16 protein-coding genes are annotated in these 17,850 nt (G+C 64.1%); 7 read left to right on the top strand and 9 right to left on the bottom strand.

Features of this window, described 5'->3' with window-relative positions:
* Positions 1–11 precede the first annotated feature (11 nt).
* The 3 genes from AAIH46_RS14735 to AAIH46_RS14725 all read left to right on the top strand — a co-directional run bounded on the left by AAIH46_RS14735 (position 12) and on the right by AAIH46_RS14725 (position 3,604).
* Entirely contained in the window at positions 12–1,679 is a 1,668-nt protein-coding gene (locus AAIH46_RS14735) for a N,N-dimethylformamidase beta subunit family domain-containing protein (protein WP_430306688.1), read from the top strand.
* A 63-nt stretch (positions 1,680–1,742) separates the two neighbouring features.
* The gene (locus AAIH46_RS14730) at positions 1,743–2,609 is read left to right on the top strand and encodes a transketolase (RefSeq protein WP_430306687.1); all 867 of its coding nucleotides are present in this window, start codon (positions 1,743–1,745) and stop codon (positions 2,607–2,609) included.
* Positions 2,606–3,604, top strand: coding sequence for a transketolase family protein (locus AAIH46_RS14725; RefSeq protein WP_430306685.1), 999 nt, complete (start codon positions 2,606–2,608; stop codon positions 3,602–3,604). The genes AAIH46_RS14730 and AAIH46_RS14725 overlap by 4 nt, the downstream gene beginning before the upstream one ends.
* A gap of 23 nt (positions 3,605–3,627) precedes the next feature.
* On the opposite strand, the gene AAIH46_RS14720 is transcribed toward AAIH46_RS14725, so the two are convergent.
* Positions 3,628–4,350: a GntR family transcriptional regulator gene (locus tag AAIH46_RS14720; protein ID WP_430306683.1), complete on the bottom strand. Its 723-nt coding sequence runs from the start codon at positions 4,348–4,350 to the stop codon at positions 3,628–3,630.
* Between the two features lie 335 nt (positions 4,351–4,685).
* Here AAIH46_RS14720 and AAIH46_RS14715 point away from each other — a divergent pair, with 335 nt between their 5' ends.
* Positions 4,686–5,918, top strand: coding sequence for an aminotransferase class III-fold pyridoxal phosphate-dependent enzyme (locus AAIH46_RS14715; RefSeq protein ID WP_430306681.1), 1,233 nt, complete (start codon positions 4,686–4,688; stop codon positions 5,916–5,918).
* 94 nt (positions 5,919–6,012) lie between these two features.
* Here the strand turns inward: AAIH46_RS14715 and AAIH46_RS14710 are convergent, their stop codons facing one another.
* The gene (locus tag AAIH46_RS14710; protein WP_430306679.1) at positions 6,013–7,218 is read right to left on the bottom strand and encodes an MFS transporter; all 1,206 of its coding nucleotides are present in this window, start codon (positions 7,216–7,218) and stop codon (positions 6,013–6,015) included.
* Positions 7,219–7,319: 101 nt separating this feature from the next.
* Between AAIH46_RS14710 and AAIH46_RS14705 the strand changes: the two genes are divergently transcribed.
* From AAIH46_RS14705 to AAIH46_RS14695, 3 genes are all read left to right on the top strand, one after another.
* Positions 7,320–8,219 (top strand): LysR family transcriptional regulator, encoded by a 900-nt coding sequence (locus tag AAIH46_RS14705; RefSeq protein ID WP_430306677.1) that lies wholly within the window; start codon positions 7,320–7,322, stop codon positions 8,217–8,219.
* A gap of 422 nt (positions 8,220–8,641) precedes the next feature.
* Positions 8,642–9,310, top strand: coding sequence for a DUF3667 domain-containing protein (locus tag AAIH46_RS14700; RefSeq protein WP_430306676.1), 669 nt, complete (start codon positions 8,642–8,644; stop codon positions 9,308–9,310).
* Positions 9,311–9,341: 31 nt separating this feature from the next.
* Positions 9,342–11,201: a TPM domain-containing protein gene (locus AAIH46_RS14695; RefSeq protein ID WP_430306675.1), complete on the top strand. Its 1,860-nt coding sequence runs from the start codon at positions 9,342–9,344 to the stop codon at positions 11,199–11,201.
* A gap of 34 nt (positions 11,202–11,235) precedes the next feature.
* Here AAIH46_RS14695 and AAIH46_RS14690 read toward each other — a convergent pair whose 3' ends face one another.
* From AAIH46_RS14690 to AAIH46_RS14660, 7 genes are read right to left on the bottom strand one after another with little or no spacing between them, the layout of a single operon-like run.
* Positions 11,236–12,042 (bottom strand): HAD-IIA family hydrolase, encoded by an 807-nt coding sequence (locus AAIH46_RS14690; RefSeq protein ID WP_430306674.1) that lies wholly within the window; start codon positions 12,040–12,042, stop codon positions 11,236–11,238.
* A gap of 7 nt (positions 12,043–12,049) precedes the next feature.
* Positions 12,050–12,955, bottom strand: coding sequence for an ABC transporter permease (locus AAIH46_RS14685; protein ID WP_430306673.1), 906 nt, complete (start codon positions 12,953–12,955; stop codon positions 12,050–12,052).
* Complete coding sequence (locus AAIH46_RS14680; protein WP_430306672.1) at positions 12,952–13,893, bottom strand: ABC transporter permease; 942 nt, start codon at positions 13,891–13,893, stop codon at positions 12,952–12,954. The genes AAIH46_RS14685 and AAIH46_RS14680 overlap by 4 nt, the downstream gene beginning before the upstream one ends.
* Positions 13,890–15,302, bottom strand: coding sequence for an alkaline phosphatase family protein (locus tag AAIH46_RS14675; protein ID WP_430306670.1), 1,413 nt, complete (start codon positions 15,300–15,302; stop codon positions 13,890–13,892). Before AAIH46_RS14675 ends, AAIH46_RS14680 begins: the two co-directional genes overlap by 4 nt.
* A complete protein-coding gene (locus AAIH46_RS14670) occupies positions 15,299–16,030 on the bottom strand; it encodes a glycerophosphodiester phosphodiesterase (RefSeq protein ID WP_430306668.1) in 732 nt (243 codons plus the stop codon). Before AAIH46_RS14670 ends, AAIH46_RS14675 begins: the two co-directional genes overlap by 4 nt.
* The gene (locus AAIH46_RS14665; RefSeq protein ID WP_430306667.1) at positions 16,027–16,875 is read right to left on the bottom strand and encodes an ATP-binding cassette domain-containing protein; all 849 of its coding nucleotides are present in this window, start codon (positions 16,873–16,875) and stop codon (positions 16,027–16,029) included. The genes AAIH46_RS14670 and AAIH46_RS14665 overlap by 4 nt, the downstream gene beginning before the upstream one ends.
* On the bottom strand, positions 16,872–17,831 hold the full coding sequence (locus AAIH46_RS14660; protein WP_430306666.1) for an ABC transporter ATP-binding protein: 960 nt from the start codon (positions 17,829–17,831) through the stop codon (positions 16,872–16,874). The genes AAIH46_RS14665 and AAIH46_RS14660 overlap by 4 nt, the downstream gene beginning before the upstream one ends.
* Positions 17,832–17,850 lie beyond the last annotated feature (19 nt).

Here is a 17,850-nt window from a genome sequence, read left to right as displayed (position 1 = left end):
AAGAGACCAGCATGGCAGACAGACCGGAATTCCAATCGCCCGAACTCGGCACCATGAATGTGGCGCCGCGCAAGGTGCGGCCGATGTATGCCGATGATCACTGGAACAGCCAGCCGTGGTACGAGGCGCCGCGAGAAGACCCCGACGTGCCGGAGGTCTACACCTACACCGACGCGATTTCGTACGATCCCGGTGACGAGGTCACCTTCCATTCGACCTCGACCGCCAGGACCTGGCGCATGCAGATCTATCGCGACGGATTGCATCAAGAGACGGTGCATGAGGTGGCGGCGATCGACGGCGTCTTCACCGCCACGCCTAAGGACGCGTATCGCAACGGCTGCAAATGGCCGGTCAGCCATCGCTGGACATTGCCTGACGACCTGAAGTCGGGCTTCTACCGCGTCGTCTCGACCTGCGAGAGGCCGAACGGCATCAAGTTCGTGCAGCACCATTTCTTCGTCGTGCGCCCGACGGAAAAGACCCGTCGCGCGAAGATCCTGATGGTCCTGCCGACCGGCACCTGGACGTCCTACAACGACTTCGGCGGCGCCAACCACTATTTCGGCGTCGAGGGCGACTACCGGGACCAACCTTCGCCGGTCCTGTCGCTGGAGCGCCCATGGACGCGCGGCATCGTCTGGCTGCCGGCCGGCGCACCGCGCATCTGCGCCGATCCCGCGCCCGAGATGGGCGACGCGCCGCGTTATGCGATGAAAGAGTGGGCCTACGCCAACGGGTTCGGCCAGTACTATGCGGCCGCCGGCTGGGCGCAGTTCGACCGTCACTTCGTCCTATGGGCGGAGAAGGAAGGGTTCGAGCTGGACATGATTACCCAGACCGACCTGCATTATCGGCCCGAACTTCTCGACGCCTATCCTTGCGTCACCATCATCGGCCATGACGAATACTGGACCTGGGAGATGCGCGAGGCGATCGAGCGCTATGTCGAGCGCGGCGGCCACCTCGCCCGCTTTGGCGCCAACTTCCTCTGGCAGATCCGCCTGGAAGACGACGGCAAGCGCCAGATCTGCCACAAGTTCAAGGCGAGCCAGAAGGATCCGGTTGCCGGCACCGACAAGGCGCATCTGCTGACCAGCGCCTGGGAAGACCACAACATCAAGTGGCCGGGTGCCTCGACGGTCGGTGTCAACGGTGCACACGGCATGTATGCGTCCTGGGGCGGTTTTGCGCCGAACGGCCAGAAGGGCATGACGGTTTACCGCCCGACCCATTGGGCGTTCCAGGGCACCGGCTTGCACTATGCCGACATCTTCGGCGACAAGCAGCACATCTTCGCCTACGAGGTGGACGGGCTGGACTACACGTTCCGCCATGGCCTCCCCTACCCGGTAGAGGTCGAGGGCCAGCCAGACAAGATCGAGATCCTTGCCATGTCTCCCGCGGTTCTGGCCGAGGACGAGCCCGAAGGCGAAGGCTTCCGCTACTATGTGCGCGGCAGCGATCACGAGGGCCTGGTCGAATGCGTGACCGGCGAAGTGACGCCGGAGGGGCTTGCCAAATACAAATACGGGTCCGGCATGATGGTGCACATGACCCGTGGCAAGGGCGAGGTGCTGACTGCCGCCACCTGCGAATGGGTCATGGGCCTGAAACGCGGCGATCCCTTCACGCAGCGCATCACCCGCAACATCCTCGATCGGTTCACGGCCGGCTGAGCCGGTCCAGGAAGGTCCGCAGCAAATGTCAGAGTTGAACGACGGCTTGGGAGGGCCGCGCCGATGAACAGTGCCATCAGCCGGGAACGGCAGCCTGCCGCGCGGGTCCGCGACCCGTTGGAACTCGCGCGCATCGCCCGATCGCTGAGACGCGACGTCATCGACCTGGTGGCGCCGACGGGCCAGGGCTATGTCCAGCAGGGGCTGGGCGCCGCCGACCTTTTCGCCGTTCTCTATTTCGCCGAAATGCGGCTCGATCCGTCGGACCCACAATGGGCGGATCGCGACCGCTTCCTGCTCTCGACAGCCCACAACACGGCTATTTTCTACGCAACACTCGCGGCACGCGGCATCGTTGACCGGGACCTGGTCGATGCCTACTGCAAGGATGGCTCGGTTTTCGAGGTCAATGCCTCGGAGCGGGTCGGCACGGCGGTCGAAGCGACACTCGGCTCGCTCGGGCAGGGCCTGTCCGTCGGCATCGGAATGGCGCTGGCGGCACGGCGGCGAGGCTCGCAGAGCCGCGTCTCTGTGGTGCTTGGTGATGGCGAGTTGCAGGAAGGCCAGCTGTGGGAAGCAGCCCTCTATGCCGGCAGCGCCGGTCTTTCCAACCTCTGCCTGATCATCGATTACAACAGCATGCAGGTCGAGGGTCACATCGACAAGGTGGTGTCGGTGGCGCCGGTCGCCGAGAAGTTCTCGGCCTTTGGCTGGGCCGCGGAGGACATCGACGGGCACGACATTCCGGCTTTGCTGACGGCACTCGACCGGGCACGGGACCGGGACAGACCGACCTGCCTCGTCGCGTCGACGATTGCCGGCAAAGGCGTGCCGTCGCTTGAAGGGATCCTCGCCCACAATCTGAAACTGCCGGCGGAGATCGCCACGGAAGCGCTCGCCGCCCTGGGCGACGCGGAGGAGCGGACATGAGCCAGCCCGACGATCGCACCTCGCTGGAGGTGCTGGATTTCAATGCCCGCGGCGCCTCTGCGGCGAACGCCAGGAAACACTATGGCGAAGCGCTGCTAGACGCGGCCCGCAGTGACGATCGCATCGTCTGCCTGACGGCGGATCTGACGCTGTCGACCGAGACGGACCTGTTTCGCAACCAGTTGCCGGAGCGTTTTCATCAGGTGGGCATCGCCGAAGCCAACATGGTTGGCATTGCCGGCGGCCTTGCCCGCTCCGGCGAGATACCCTTTGTTCACAGCTTCTGCGTCTTCGTCACCCGGCGCTGCTACGACCAGTTGGCGATGCAGGTTGCCTACCCGCGCGCCAACGTGAAGATCGTCGGCGTCATCCCGGGGCTGACGACCCTCCTCGGCGTTTCGCATCAGGCGATTGACGATATCGCCTTGATGCGCGCGCTGCCGAACATGACGGTGATCGAGCCGAGCAGTCCGGATCAGGTGCGCGCGGCTGTCGCGGCCATCGCCCGGTACGACGGTCCGGTCTATCTGCGGCTGAAGCGGGCCGACGGGATCGAGAACACGGATGACAGCGCATCCGATTTCACCATTGGCAAGATGCGGGTGCTGCGCGACGGCCGCCAGGGAATGATTGTCGCCTGCGGCATGATGGTCGAGATCGCACTGTCGGCGGCTGAGGCGCTGAGCCTTGAAGGCGTCGAGCTGACGGTCGTCGACATGGCGACCATCAAGCCGCTGGATCCTGCCCTCGTCGACCTCGCCCGGCAGATGCCCCTCGTCGTCACGGCGGAAAATCACTCGATCATCGGCGGGCTCGGCAGCGCTGTCGCTGAGATGCTCATGGAAAACGACGTCCAGGCGAAATTCCGCCGCGTCGGCGTCCGCGACACGTTCGCGGAAGGCGGTAGCACAGCCTATCTCTTCGAGAAATATGGGTTGTCCGCAGAGGCGATGGCAGCGACGGTGCGCGAGGCGCTGGCAAAGCCGGCGTCATGACGAGCCTGTTGGCATCCGTGGCTTCAGACGGTCGGCGGCGTCATGTAACGGGTGCCGCCGGACGTTTCCAGCAGGCGAACAAGGTTCTGCCCGCCCTCCATCATGTCCGCCTGGATCGCCTCGCGCACCTTGTCGGCACGGCGCTGCCGCAGGTATTTGAGGACAGACAGGTGCTGATGCTCGTTCGGGTAGGTCGGCGGCGCGCTGGGATAATGGAAGTTCAGAAGCGGCCCATTACGCATCCAGATATCGTCGAGGATCGCCAGCACCTCCGGCAGTTCGGACCCTTCATACAGGCCGCGATGGAACTGCCAGTTGGCGCGCACCGCATCCGACCAGCGCTGCTGCTGCTCGGCAGCGATCAGGTCGGCATGGATGGCTTCCATGCGGTCGATGTCGGCCTCCGAGACCCGAGTCGTCGCGTGCTCGGCTGCAAGCCCTTCGAGGAACAGCCGGACCGTGCGCAGTTCAATGTACTGCTTGGCAGTCATGTGGGAGACGGCAATCGACCGGCCGGCCTGCATTTCCAGCGCTCTGGCGCGCACAAGCTGCATCAGCGCCTCACGGATCGGCGTTTCGGAGACATTCATCGTCGCCGCCAGATCGCGGATCTTGAAGCGATGTCCCGGCCAGAAGCGACCTTCCATCAGTGCCTGGCGGAGATTGTTGTAGACGAGCCCTGTCAGGCTGTCCCGGGCGATCGGCCCTACGCTGCGTTCGCCAGAGGTCTGATCAATCTCGTTCATCGCTGGTCCTCGACACATCCTGACGGCCGCGGAAGCACACGCACGTCCAGAACTTCTCTTATATATGATATACCTGAGCTCAAGGTCTTAAGGCATTCGCGCAGCCGCGGAAAGATCCATGCACGTCATATACCCGCAACCTGCGGTGATCGTCCACGGTTAGCTTCGCTATCCCATGCGCAAAGCTCGTTCCGATCTACAGCCCTGTCTCCGCCTATTTCCCCTCCACCCGTCGAGCAAAATTTGCGCAGCAGTGAAGCCGGGCAGTTCCGTAGCGGGCTTGGCACCGCCCATTAATATATGATATATCATTGGCAGGAATCTGGAGAAACTTCATGTCGAATCTGGTCAGGGTACAGGATGCTGCTTTGCGGGCGCGGGCCGAAAAGGTCGTGCCGAGCGGAATGTGGGGGCACCTTCATGCCGCAAAACTCCCGGATGCCTATCCGCAGTTCTTCAGCCGTGGCGAAGGCGGCATCCTCTTTGACGTCGACGGCAACCGCTATGTCGACTTCATGTGCAGCTGGGGCCCGAACCTGCTCGGCCACCAGCACCCGGAGGTCGAAGAGGCCGCCGAGCGCCAGCGACGGATGGGCGACTGCCTGAACGGGCCTGCCGAAGTCATGGTCGAACTCGCAGAACTGGTGGTCGACACCATCGCCCACGCCGACTGGACGATGTTCCAGAAGAACGGTACCGACGCGACCACGACCTGCGTCACCGTCGCCCGTGCGGCCACCGGCAGGCGCAAGATCCTCATCGCCAAGGGCGCCTATCATGGTGCGGTTCCGTGGTGCTCTCCGTCGCTGGTCGGCGTGACGGCGGAAGATCGCGCCCATCTCGTCTACTACACGTTCAACGACATCGAGTCGCTTGAAGACGCGATCAAGGCTGGCGGCGACGACATTGCTGCGATCATTGTCTCGGCCTACCGCCACGACATGAGCTTCGACCAGGAACTGCCGACCCAGGATTTCGCAAGGACAGCCCGCCGGCTCGCCGATGCCAAGGGTGCCGCCCTCATCCTCGACGAGGTCCGCACCGGTTTTCGCCTCAATACCGCGGGCAGCTGGGAGCCGCTTGGCGTTCGCCCTGATCTCTCCGCCTGGAGCAAGGCGATTGCCAACGGCTACACCCTCTCGGCCGTCACCGGCAGCGAATGGCTGCGCAAGGCCGCTTCGCAGGTGTTCGTCACCGGCTCGTTCTGGGCCGGTGCCGTGTCGATGGCCGCAGCGCTGGCGACACTCAAGGTGGTCCGCCGCGACAACGTTCCGGAAAAAGTGGCGCGGCTTGGCCAGATGCTGCGCGACGGACTTGAAACCCGCTCGCGTCAGTTCGGCCTGTCGATCCGCCAGTCGGGCCCGGCGCAGATGCCGACCGTGCTGTTCGACGACGACGCCGATTTCGCCAAGGGATACGCTTTCTGCAATGCCGCCCTGTCGAAGGGCGTGTATTTCCACCCGCGACACAACATGTTCCTCTGCGCCGCCCATACGCAGGCCGACATCGCCGTTGCTCTGGAAGCAGCCGAGCACGGCTTCGCCACCGTCGCCGGACAGGCTGCCTGATCGAGCACAACACGAAGAGCGCCCACCCGAGGGCGCTCTTCCTTCCAAGCTCACTGCTTGACTAGCCGTGAGCCGGCTTGACCAGAGCCTTCTGTCAGTGCGAGCGGTGCGCTGCGGGTCGAGCCAGGTGATCGGCGGCACGAATGCCAAGAGCGACGACCCCGAGAGCTGCGCCAAGCGCACTGACTGCGGTCCATGCTCCGTAGCTCCAGGCGAGGCTGCCGAGTGCCGAACCGGCGGCACCGCCGAGAAACATCCCGGTCATGAAGATCGTATTCAGGCGGCTGCGGGCCTCCGGATCAAGCGCATAGATGATGTGCTGGTTGGAGACGAGCGCGCTCTGGATGCCGAAGTCGAGCACGATGACGCCGACGACCAGCGCCACCAGCGAAGCCGACGTGCCGAAGATGATCCAGGCGGCAACGGTGAGCGCGGCGCCCATCCAGACGACAAGATGTGGCCCCTTCCTGTCGGCGATCCGGCCGGCAACGGGTGCCGCGAAGACGCCGACCGCACCGACGATCCCGAAGAGCCCTGCGACATCGGCACCAAGGTTGAACTGCGGCCCTTGCAGATACAGCGCGAGGATCGTCCAGAAAACGGTGAAGGAAGCAAACAGGGCCGCCTGGACCGCTGTCGCCACACGCAGCGCGGGCTCACGCTTCCACAGATGCCGCAGGGAAATCATGGCCGAGTGGTAGCGCATGCGCGACACCGGACGATGGTTCGGCAGAGCCCAGATCATCATGGCAGCGGCAAGCAGCGCCAGCGGAACGCCGAGCCAGAACATCTCGCGCCAGCCGGCGTGTTCGCCGACGAAGCCGGACAGCGTGCGGCTGAACAGGATGCCGGAGAGGACGCCGGCCATCACCGTGCCGATTGTCGATCCGCGCTTGTCGGGCGTTGCCAGCGATGCAGCGAACGGAACAATCTGCTGGGCAACCGTGGCACTTGCGCCGACGAACAGCGAGCAGATGATCAGCATCACCGCCGAGGAGGCGGTTGCCGCCACAGCGACCGCGATCGCCAGCACCAGGAACTGGCCGATGATCAGGCGGCGGCGATTGACGAGGTCGCCGAGCGGCAACAGGAGAAACAGGCCGAGCGCATAGCCGAGCTGGGTTGCCGTCGGCACCATGGCGGCTGCGGGCTGTCCGGGGAAATCCTGTTCGATCAGGCCGAGCATCGGCTGGTTGTAATAGATATTCGCCACCGCGATGCCGCTCGCCGCCGCCATCGCCAGCAGCGCTGCCCTGCTTGTGCCCGGAACCGGCCGCGCCTGCGTATCTGCCGTCTTCATCGTCTCTGCCTTTCAGGTTGAACGTAAGACCAATCTAGTTTCTGGTCCGGATCTGCAGTAGCTACCGATGCTGATCATGCTGACTAACCGAAAGTGTTATAATGAACACCGAGGATGCCGCCGTCTTCGTCACCGCCGTCACCGCCGGCAGCCTCTCGGAGGCGGCCCGACGGCTGGGGATCTCGCCGATGATGGCGACGCGGCGGCTGACCTCGCTCGAGGCGACGCTCGGCGTCCGGCTTCTGCATCGCACCACGCGGTCGCTGGCCCTTACGCCGGAAGGCGAAGCATTTCTTCCCTTCGCCGAGGCCTTGGTCGAGAACGCTCAGCAGGGACGCGCCCGCGTGCGCTCCGAAGGGCGCGGTGCTGCCGGTCTGCTGCGCGTCTCGGTGCCGATTGCCTTCGGGCTGAAACTCGTGGCGCCGATGGTGCCCGACCTGCTTGCCGCAAACCCCGAGCTTCGGCTGTCGCTCGACATGAGCGACCATATGCCGGATCTGATCAGTACCGGTACCGACCTCGCCATCCGCATCTCCCGGCTGCGCGACAGCAGCCTTATCGCTCAGAAACTCAAGGACAACCCGCGCTCGCTGGTCGCAGCCCCGGCCTACGCGCGGGCGCGGGGTCTGCCGCGCAGCACCGCGGAACTTTCGAACCACGACTGCCTGCCGATGAGCGGCGTGTCGCACTGGACCTTCATGCGTGGCGACGAAGAGGCCTCGGTACGCGTCTCGGGCCGGTTTTCCGCCAGCAGCATTGCCGGTTGCCATGCCGCCTGCCTCGCCGGTGGCGGCATTGCGCTTCTTTCGGACTGGAACGTCGCAGAGGACGTGAAGGCAGGCCGGCTGCTGCGGGTCGTACTCGAAGATGCCGTACCGGAAGTCATCGGCATCTGGGCGGTCTACCCGACGACGCGGCTCGTGCTGCCCAAGGTCAAGGTTTTCATCTCGGCACTTCGCAGCGTTCTCGATGCCTCCGAGGCTGGCTCGCCCATAGACTGACCGCGATTCGCAATTTCTGAACCCTGATTTGCCGGTCTGACCGATATCGGGGGAGACTTGGTCGACCTCGCTCGGGGTTAATCCCTCGGCCTCGGTTCAGGGCTCTCCACTACGACCCTCTGTCTGCTGAGCAACGACACCGAACTTTGCAGGCTGCAGCGTGGACCCAAATTGCTGCGTAGGGCGTTTGCCGTTGCCGGAAACTTCATGTCCTCCTTGCACCTTGGGATAGCGTGGTGAACGATCAGCCAATTGACGCAATGAAGTTGCCGAAGGACGCGCCAGTCGCTCCGCCTGAGAGCGCGGCTACGGCCGGCAGTCCCGCGTGTCAGATCGGCCAGTCCCATTTCGATCTCCCTCTATGCCGCAACTGCGGGGCAGCGTTGAACGATCTCTATTGCAAGGTGTGTGGTCAAAAGAAAGTGGGACGGCTCGGCGCCGGGCATCTGCGTGACGAGGCCTGGGAAAAGATACGCTGGTTCGAAGGGGATCTCGTCAAGTCGGCGCTCAGGGTCGTGTTTCGGCCCGGCATCGTGGCGCGAGAATACGTCTTCGGCCAACGCAAGAGCCACACACATCCGCTGAAGCTCCTGCTGGCGGCGATCGTCGTGCTGCTCCTCGTGATCGCGCAGACGGATTATCTCGGCACCGACGACGAGACGCTCAGCCGGGCCGTGGAACTGGTCCGCAGCTATTCGAAGTGGTCGTTTTCGCTCGGCATCCTTGCCATCCTGATCGCCTCCAACATCGTGTTCTGGTCGCGCCGCGGCTTCAACATCATCGAGCATCTGGTGCTTGCGACCTACACGCACTTCGTCATCCTGGTCGCCAGCATCCTGTCTCTGTCGCCGCTTCTCCTCGATTCCTCGCGGCAAGCGGTTGCTGCGCATCGCGCCGCCTCCGCTGTCTACATGGGCTGGATCGAGGCGGGCATCGTGTTTCTCGCGTTCGGCCAGTTTTTCGCCATCAGTTGGCGGCAACAATGGTGGTGGCCGGCTCTTGGCGCTGCGGTGTTCTTCGTCGCCAAGCAAGGACTGTTCTATCTCTATGCGCGGGCGGTCATTCGTATCGTCTTGGCACAGATATCCTGATCGAGGTCGACACGAACGATAGGGAGGTTTCATGAAACGTTATGTTCTGCTCTGCGCCAGCGTTGCCGCTGCGTCGCTCCTGCCTCTGCAATCCCAGGCCGCCGGTGCCGGCAACCTCTGGGCAACGCCTCAAGACAAGGCGATTTGCGATCCCATCTTCTCCAGGCTCCAACAGTCGGAACGTGGCACCCTCGTTGCCCAGGCTGAACCGGCCAAGCCTGCCAGCGAGAGCAAGGGAAAAGACCAGCCGAGCGAGGAGGAATTGACGACGCAGCTCAGTGCCATGTTGCAGGCCTGCTCCTACGACGGCAAGGCGCTGACGGTGAAAGCTGCGGCGATGGATGGCGCCGCCGATCTGGAGGGCAAGGCAGCGATCGACAGGATCATGCGCTTCACGGGCCTGCCCCAGAACTTCACCATCATGGAGACCGATGTTCCCAATGCGGCAGCAATGGTCGTGATCGGCAATGACGGATTCCCGAAGCGCGTCATCGCCTACAGCCGCGATTTCATGCGTCAGGTGACGAAAGCGACAGGAGAGGACGGCTGGCCCGGCACGTCGATCCTCGCGCACGAAATTGGCCATCACCTCTCGGGGCACACGCTGATGCCGGGCGGCAGTCAGCCACCGACGGAACTGGAGGCGGACAAGTTCTCCGGCTTCGTTCTGTTCAAGATGGGCGCAACGCTGCCGCATGCCGAGAAAGCGATTGCCACCCTGATCCCCGCGACTGATGGACCGACCCATCCAGGACGAGCCAAGCGTCTGAAGGCGCTGCAGGCGGGTTGGTTGCAGTCCTGCGAGCAGCAGCAGCAATGCGAAGCAGGCGCAGTCGTGGCAGGAAGCACGCCCGCGTCGCAAACCGCTCCGCAGCCAGAACCGCAGCCAGATCCGCAGACTGCGGCGACGGCGGCGGGATCACGTCAGACGCTTGCAGCTCCGCAGGTGGCGAACGCTGCGATGCCGGACATCCCCGGTCCGGGCGACATCGAGATCCCGAATGCCAAGAGCCCGGCAAAGACGATCGGCCCGGCCGTCATTGATCGGCTGCCGCCGCTCCAGGCGGACGCCACGTCGTCGAAGTTCGACCGCTTTGTCTACGACGAGGTGGGAATCTTCGACCCGGCCGTCCGCGACAAGCTGCAGCAGACGGCTTTCGCGTTCGCCGCGGCAGCCAATGTCGAGGTTGTCACCGTCGTGACGAAAGACCTTCGCGGGCGCACGCCGGACCAGTTTGCGCTCGACGTCATGCGTCAGATGCGGGTCGGGAAGATGGACGTCGGCAACGGAGCTGTCCTTGTCATCGCACCAAATCAGAAGCAGGTAGGGCTTGCGTTCGGCCCGGGCCTCAAGGTCCTGTTCGAAAACGATCCCTCGCCACGCAAGCGGCTCGACGACTTCATCAAGATCGCCGATGGCGGCGGCGACCCGCAGCGCGTCAGTTCCACGATTGCCGGCGCCGCCTACCGCGTCATGAACCAGGCCAAGACGCAGGATTGGGTTATTCGCTACCCGGACTTTGCCGCCTATCGTGCCGCCGATCAGAGGAACTCGCAGGATCGCTCGAAGGCGACCGGCTCTTATGATGCGAGTAAAGATCCGGTGGCCAACAAGCTGCTGCGGCTGGAAGCCACGCTCATCGATACCACGCCGGACATCAACGATCGCACGCTGATGGTCAACGCGCCGCGCGCGCGTCAGGTCGGCCCTGCCATGTGGGCTCGCACGCCGGAGGGACAAGACGTGGTTCTCTACGTCAGCCGGGATCTTTCCGAACTGATGCCCGTGCCTCTGGAGCAGGGACGTCGCTATTCGTTCATTGCCCGCGACACCATCCTCAGAACCGGGGCACCGCAACTCGACCTGATCAGCTATGACCTGCTGGAGTAGCTGCTTACTCCAGCGACCGACGCTGGCCGCGGAGCTACGCTTTAACGCGGCCCGCCATGATCGCTTGCAGATCCGTCAGCGTCGACACTGTAAGGTCCGGCGTGATGCCGCTGCCCGACGGATTAGGCACACCTGTTTCGACGAGCACGGCAAACACGCCAGCGCGCTGCGCGGCGACGATATCGGTTTCCAACTGGTCGCCGATCATGATCACCTGCCCATGGTCGATCCCCAGCCGGGCGACGGCGTCCTGGATAAGATGAGGCTGGGGTTTTCCGACGATCAGCGGCTCTGCACGGGTCGCGGCTACGATGGCCGCCAGAATGGACCCGGCGCCCGGCTCGAACCCGCCATCCTTCGGCAGAAGGACATCCGGATTGGTCCCGATCAGTCTGGCTCCGCCCATGACAAGGCTCACCGCCCGGTCCAACCGCGCATAGGTGAACCCCTTGTCGAGGCCGGCCACGACGCAGTCGACGCGCTCCTCGGCGATCTCGAAGCCCGCCTCCACAACGGCCTGCTCCAGGGAGGGAGCACCGAGCACGTAAGCCCGCCCACCCTTCGGCCAGGTCCTGCGCAAAATGCCGCGGGTGCCGGTGGCAGTGGAGATCACCTGGCCCGGATCCGTCAGGACGCCCATGGCGGTCAGCTTGGCCGCCACCTCTTCGGTGGTGCGGGTGGAATTGTTGGTGACGAAACAATACGGAATGCCGGCCTCGCGCCATGCGGCGAAGCTCCGCACCGCGCTCTCGATCGGCGTGTCGCCGCGGAAAACGACACCATCGAGATCGGCGATGATGCCGCGGATGTCGGGCAGGTTCCTGCCGGAAGACTGTGTCATGCGTATCCTATTCGCTCTTGGCCGCTGCTGGGTCGAGAATATCACGCGTCCAATCGCCGATGATGCTGATCGACAGGGTGGTGAGGAAGATCACCATGCCTGCCGGAATGCCGATCCACCAGGCGGTGGCAATATAGTTGCGCCCCTCGCCCAGCGTCAAACCGAGGCTCGTCCCCGGCGGCTGAACACCAAGGCCGAGAAAGGACAACGAGGTTTCCAGCAGCACGATCTCCGGGAAGTTCAGTGTCACCTGCACCACCAGGATGCTCATGATGTTCGGAAGAACGTGGCGGATGTAAATGCGTGCCGGATGGACGCCGAGGGTGCGGATGGCCCCGGCGTAGCCTTGGGAATTGACGCCAATGACGAGGCCGCGCGTGAGGCGTGCATAGGTTTCCCAGCCGAACAGCCCAATGATGACGATGAACAGCTCGAAACTGTTGCCGAAGAAGGCGAGCACCGCAAGCGCCACGATCAGGAAGGGCACGCTCGCCTGGAAGTCTACCAGCACCATGACGACGTCGTCGATCCAGCCCCGGAAATGCGCCGCGAAGATACCCATCGTCGTGCCTACCACAGCACCTATCACTGTGCCGATGAGCGCGATGATGACGCTTGTGCGGACCGCGAAAAGCAGACGGCTAAGAACGTCACGACCAAGTGGGTCGGTCCCCAGGATATAATCGGGATTACCGCCGAGGAAGGCGGGAGGCTTGAGCCGGTTGAGCAGGCTCTGTTCGGCGTACCCGTAGGGTGCCAGCACGTCGGCAAAAATGGCGGACAGCGCCACCACAACCAGCCAGGCGATGCACAGGCCAACCAGAAGCGGGGCACGCGGCCAGCGGATCTCAAGGAAGGGGATGGAACGTGTTGGCCTGAGGCGGCGGTTCCTACCAGCGGACACCTCGCTCATGTCGTGGCCTCCCTCTCTTGCAGGGCGGCGATGCGGGGATCGAGCCAACCGTAGGCGAGATCAACGATGAGATTGACCACGACCATCGAGAAGGCAATCAGGAGAACGACAGCTTGCACCACGGCAAGGTCCCGTTGCGCCACCGAATTGACCAACAGCAGGCCGACGCCGGGATAGCCGAAGACGGTTTCGACCACGGTCGCACCGCCGACCAGAGCGCCGAGGCGCAAGCCGATCACGGTGACGATGGGTATCGCCGCATTCGGCAACGCATGGTGGAGCACCCGATTGCGGTTGCTGACGCCCTTGGCGCGGGCGGTCCGCATGAACGGCTGGTCGAGCACTTCCAGCATCGAGGAGCGGGTGAAGCGTGCCACGGTGCCGGCAAATGCTGTACCCAGCGTCAGGGCCGGCATCACCAGATGCTGCCAGGTTCCGATGCCGGAACTGGGGAGCCAGCGCAACGTCATCGAGAAGCAGAGGATCAACAGGATCCCCAGGAAGAAATTCGGCAGGCTGTGGCCAAGGATCGTCGCGCTCATCGTAGCGCGGTCGAGCCACTTGCCCTTGTTCAGGGCCGCGAATATGCCGGCCGGCACGCCGATGAAGAGGGTGATGGCAAGTGCGAGAAACCCGAGCGCCAGCGTCGCCGGGATCCGCTCCGTCACCACGTCGAGAGCCTCGCGGTTGTCTCTGAAAGAAATACCGAAATCACCGCGCAGGACGCTGACGATGTATCGGACGAACTGCTCGGGCATGGACTTGTCGAGCCCCCACATCTGCCGGTAGGCATCGATCACCGACGCATCGATATCGTCCGGCAGCATGCGCTGGGCAGGATCGCCGGACAGCCGCAGCACGATGAAGACGAACGTGACCGCCAGGAGCAGCGTCACGAGGCAGCGGATGAGCTTGGAGATAACGAATCCGGGGTTCATCGCCAGGCTCCGCTGCCGCTCGTCCAGCCGCAATCGACGATGGTCCTGTTACCGATCTGCCAATAGCTCAGATGCTGCTCATGACCGAGATGGCAGATGGAGTGCAGCTTTTTCTCAAAAGCCGGCGCGGCCGGGCCGCCGACAAGCCCCTCGCCCAGCACCCTGCCCTCCATACCCTCCGCGCCAAGTCCGAGGATAGCCATCACGGTGGGCGCGATGTCGGGAAGCCAGCACGGTACATCGGACTTGAAGCCGGCCTTGAAGGCCGGGCCGGCCCCGGCGAGGACCGTTGAAAGCTCGCCACGGTTCAGGCCGCCATGCATGCCGCCACCGGGCTGGATATGGGCGGAGAAGTAGCATTCATCTCCTGCCGCGTCGGACGGTGGCGTGGCACTCAGGGTGAAGCCGACATCGGGGCCGCGCGGATGACCGTTGCCAACCAGCGACCATGGCATTGCGCCCTCGAGTGGCTTGCCCGCGTCTGCGTCGGCGAAAATCAAGCCGACCCAGTCGAGGTCGCTCAGCACGTCGATTGCTGCCTGCTTGCCGCCGGATGACCTATCGTCAAGGTAGATTCCGTTGAACGAGCCGGTCGACATCCTGCTCGCCCACTGTGGAAGCAGGCGAGCCGGTTCCACCTGGCGAGAGCCGGTGATCTGGCCGTGGTCGGACATCACGATCAGGTTCTCGGGTCCCCGGCCCGCACGCCACAACTCCAGGATTTTGCCGAAAGCTGCGTCGGCATGCGCCTGCGCCTGTTCGGTCTCAGCACCGAATACGCCGAACCCATGCGAGGTGATGTCAGGATCGGAGAGCCACAGGATGCACACGTCTGGCGTCTCGCCGGCATAGACCAGTTCGGTCAGAACCCGCGTGGCGTAATCGATCCGGCCATTGTTGGGCGTTCCGGCCTCGGGAACCGGACCGAAGGCTGCAAGCGCTGCCTCATGCAGCGGGCTGGTGCTGACCGGCGGCCCATAGACGGAGAAAACAGGATGGCCGAGGGTGCGGGCGTTCGGGTTCATCATCCATGTGGCGCCGGGCGTCGCGGTGCTGACCACAGCCATCGTTCGCCCCGCCGCCGCCAATCGGTCTCCGAGCGAAGGCCGGTCGATCAACTGGCCCAGGGCTGCGGCCGCCATCAGGTCGCGATAGTCGGCGGTCTGGAAGGGGCGTCCCGGTGTCGCCGGATGAAGGTATTGGTTGGCGACGAGACCATGGGCAGCAGGCGGGCAGCCGGTCGCGGTACTGGTCACGGCAACACGCGTCTCGCTCGGAAAAACGCTTCGCGAATTGATGAAATCGCTCCCCTCGGTCATGAACCGGGCAAGGTTCGGCATCAGTGAAGGTGTTGCGCGGTCGCGGCGCAAGCCATCGAAGGTGACGATCAGGCAGGAGCCGGCCTTCATGAATTTGCTCCAAGAGCCGCGCGCGCGCCAAGGGGATCATTGACGAGGAACCCGGTCACACCGAGTGCGGCGATGCGACGGAGGTTCTCGGCATCGAAATCGCCGACCAGCCGCTCCGCACCGCTCTGCGTCTTCATCCCCTTGTCGCCAACCGTGCTCCACACCGGAACCGACCGCGCCAACAGCGGCGCCAGCCTCTCTGTGCTGACATCCGCCTCCCAGACCCGGACAATGTTGGCTCCAGCGTCGATAAAGGCTTGTCCCTCGTCGCGGTCGAGCGTCAGCGCGAGAATACGGCTGTGGCCACGGCTGGCCATGAACCTGACGCTGTCGATACGGTGAAGGCCGAAAATGATGTCGCGGCCGACGGCATCGGTCACAAGGCCGTGGAGACGGTAGAGGCTTCGCGGGCTCTCGTCCTTGACGTCGAGCAGCAAGGCGGTGTCGACCGGCACCGCAGCAAGAGCGTCGGCAAACAGAGGCGCGAGGGGTTCGCCGCCAGCCGTCAACCCCGAGAGTGCAGCGTAATCGACGGTGGCGATAGCTTCGTGGCGACCGGCCAGGCGATGCAGGTCCGCATCGTGGACGCAGACGGCGCACCCATCAGCAGTGAAGCGTATGTCGACCTCGACCACGTCGGCTCCAGCTTCGGCGGCCGCGCGCCATGCCGTCGGCGAGTTTTCACGGAAACGGGCGCTGTAGCCACGATGGGCGATGATCTTGATCATGCAGATACCTCAGTGAGTGCCGCCGTCGACAGCGCAGCGTCGCGGGCGCGACGCGCTGCAGGCGAACTGGCGGGAATGGCCGACAAGAGTTTGCGGGTATAGTCGTGACGCGGCGCAGAAAAGAGCGTCGCAGCATCGTTCATCTCGACGATCCTGCCCCGGTGCATCACTGCCACGTTGCGGCTGATGTGACGCGCCACGCTCAGGTCGTGAGTAATGAAGATCATCGACAGGCCAAGCTGTTCACGCAGCGACACAAGCAGGTTGATGATTTGCGCCTGGACCGAGACATCGAGTGCGCTGACCGCCTCGTCGCAAATCAACAGACTTGGACGCATGACGAGAGCCCGTGCGATCACGGCACGCTGCAACTGGCCGCCCGAAAGCTGTTGCGGCACCCGTTGCGCCAGGTTTGCGAGGCCGACGAGGTCGAGCATCTCGATGACGCGCCGGTCGCGCTCGCTCCGCGCCAGCTTCTCGTGGGCGTCGAGTGCTTCGGTCACCTGATCGTAGATAGTCAGGCGCGGATCGACCGCACCTGCCGGATTCTGAAAGACGAACTGCACACCCTGCCGCTGGCGGCGCCAAGGGGCGGACCCGATCCGGGCGTAAGCCTCGCCGCGGAAGCTGACGCTGCCCGAACTCTGGCGGTCGATGCCTGCGGCGATGCGCCCAAGAGTGGACTTGCCGCTGCCGCTCTCACCCACGATGCCGAGCGTATCGCCAGGCGCCAGCGCAAAGCTGACATCGTCTACTGCCGTGAAGAACTTCGCAGGCCGAAACAGGCGCTTTTCCGTCCTGTAGAGGCGGCTGACATTGGTGACGACAAGTCCCTCGTCGCTCATGGCTGGGCTCCGGGGAAATGGCAGGCCACGCGGTGCTCTTGCGCAGCCAGCCCGTTGAGCACCGGCTGCGTGGCACACATCTTTCCTTCCCGCGAGCAGCGCGGCGAGAAGGAGCAGCCGGCGGGCCGGGCGCTTGGTGCCGGTACCGTTCCCGGGATGGTCGCCAGAATGCGTCCCGCCTGCCGTTCCGCGTCGACACGGCAGTTCATCAGAGCCTGGGTGTAGGGGTGCTGCGGTGCCTCGAAGAGCGCGTCGACCGGCCCCTCCTCTACCACGCGACCTGCATACATGACAGCGACCCGATCGGCGACCTCGGCAACCACGCCGAGATCGTGCGTCACCAGAACCATCGCCATGCCGGTCTCGGCCTGCAGCTCTTTGAGTAGCTTCAGGATTTGCGCCTGGATCGTCACATCGAGGGCGGTGGTCGGCTCATCGGCGATCAGCAGACGTGGGCGACAGGCGATGGCCATGGCGATCATCACCCGCTGGCACATGCCGCCAGACAGTTGGCTGGGATAGGACCGGGCATGGCGTTCCGGCTCGGATATGCCGACGCGGTCGAGCAGCGACACGATCTCGGTCTGGCGCTGGCGGGCGGACATGCCGGTATGCAGTGCCAGCGTCTCGTCGATCTGTTCGCCGATCCGCCGAATCGGATTGAGCGAGACCATCGGGTTCTGGAAGATCATCGCCGCATCGCGGCCGCGCATCTGGTTGAGCGGCCGCTCCGGAGAGCCGATGACCTGATGGCCGAAAAGTTCGATGCTGCCGTCCGCAACAAGCGAATCCGAGAGCAGGCCGAGCGTTGCCATGCAGGTAAGGCTTTTGCCGCACCCGCTTTCGCCGACCAGGCACAGTGTCTCGCCGGCAGCAACGGACAGCGACACCTCCTCGACCAGCCGCACCCCATGGCGGCGGATGGCGAGCTGGCTGACCTCGAGGACACGCGACACGGGCCGTGTGTCCGTTCGG

The organism is Rhizobium sp. 0TCS1.26 (assembly GCF_050455525.1).
GTDB lineage: Bacteria > Pseudomonadota > Alphaproteobacteria > Rhizobiales > Rhizobiaceae > Neorhizobium.
This window is presented reverse-complemented; position numbering and strand designations above follow the sequence as displayed.

Excerpts from the sequence above, each read along its gene's own strand:
- AAIH46_RS14735 (WP_430306688.1), top strand. The coding sequence starts at position 12 with ATGGCAGACAGACCGGAATTCCAATCGCCCGAACTCGGCACCATGAAT.
- AAIH46_RS14730 (WP_430306687.1), top strand. The coding sequence starts at position 1,743 with ATGAACAGTGCCATCAGCCGGGAACGGCAGCCTGCCGCGCGGGTCCGC.
- AAIH46_RS14725 (WP_430306685.1), top strand. The coding sequence starts at position 2,606 with ATGAGCCAGCCCGACGATCGCACCTCGCTGGAGGTGCTGGATTTCAAT.
- AAIH46_RS14720 (WP_430306683.1), bottom strand. The coding sequence starts at position 4,350 with ATGAACGAGATTGATCAGACCTCTGGCGAACGCAGCGTAGGGCCGATC.
- AAIH46_RS14715 (WP_430306681.1), top strand. The coding sequence starts at position 4,686 with ATGTCGAATCTGGTCAGGGTACAGGATGCTGCTTTGCGGGCGCGGGCC.
- AAIH46_RS14710 (WP_430306679.1), bottom strand. The coding sequence starts at position 7,218 with ATGAAGACGGCAGATACGCAGGCGCGGCCGGTTCCGGGCACAAGCAGG.
- AAIH46_RS14705 (WP_430306677.1), top strand. The coding sequence starts at position 7,320 with ATGAACACCGAGGATGCCGCCGTCTTCGTCACCGCCGTCACCGCCGGC.
- AAIH46_RS14695 (WP_430306675.1), top strand. The coding sequence starts at position 9,342 with ATGAAACGTTATGTTCTGCTCTGCGCCAGCGTTGCCGCTGCGTCGCTC.
- AAIH46_RS14690 (WP_430306674.1), bottom strand. The coding sequence starts at position 12,042 with ATGACACAGTCTTCCGGCAGGAACCTGCCCGACATCCGCGGCATCATC.
- AAIH46_RS14685 (WP_430306673.1), bottom strand. The coding sequence starts at position 12,955 with ATGAGCGAGGTGTCCGCTGGTAGGAACCGCCGCCTCAGGCCAACACGT.
- AAIH46_RS14680 (WP_430306672.1), bottom strand. The coding sequence starts at position 13,893 with ATGAACCCCGGATTCGTTATCTCCAAGCTCATCCGCTGCCTCGTGACG.
- AAIH46_RS14675 (WP_430306670.1), bottom strand. The coding sequence starts at position 15,302 with ATGAAGGCCGGCTCCTGCCTGATCGTCACCTTCGATGGCTTGCGCCGC.
- AAIH46_RS14670 (WP_430306668.1), bottom strand. The coding sequence starts at position 16,030 with ATGATCAAGATCATCGCCCATCGTGGCTACAGCGCCCGTTTCCGTGAA.
- AAIH46_RS14665 (WP_430306667.1), bottom strand. The coding sequence starts at position 16,875 with ATGAGCGACGAGGGACTTGTCGTCACCAATGTCAGCCGCCTCTACAGG.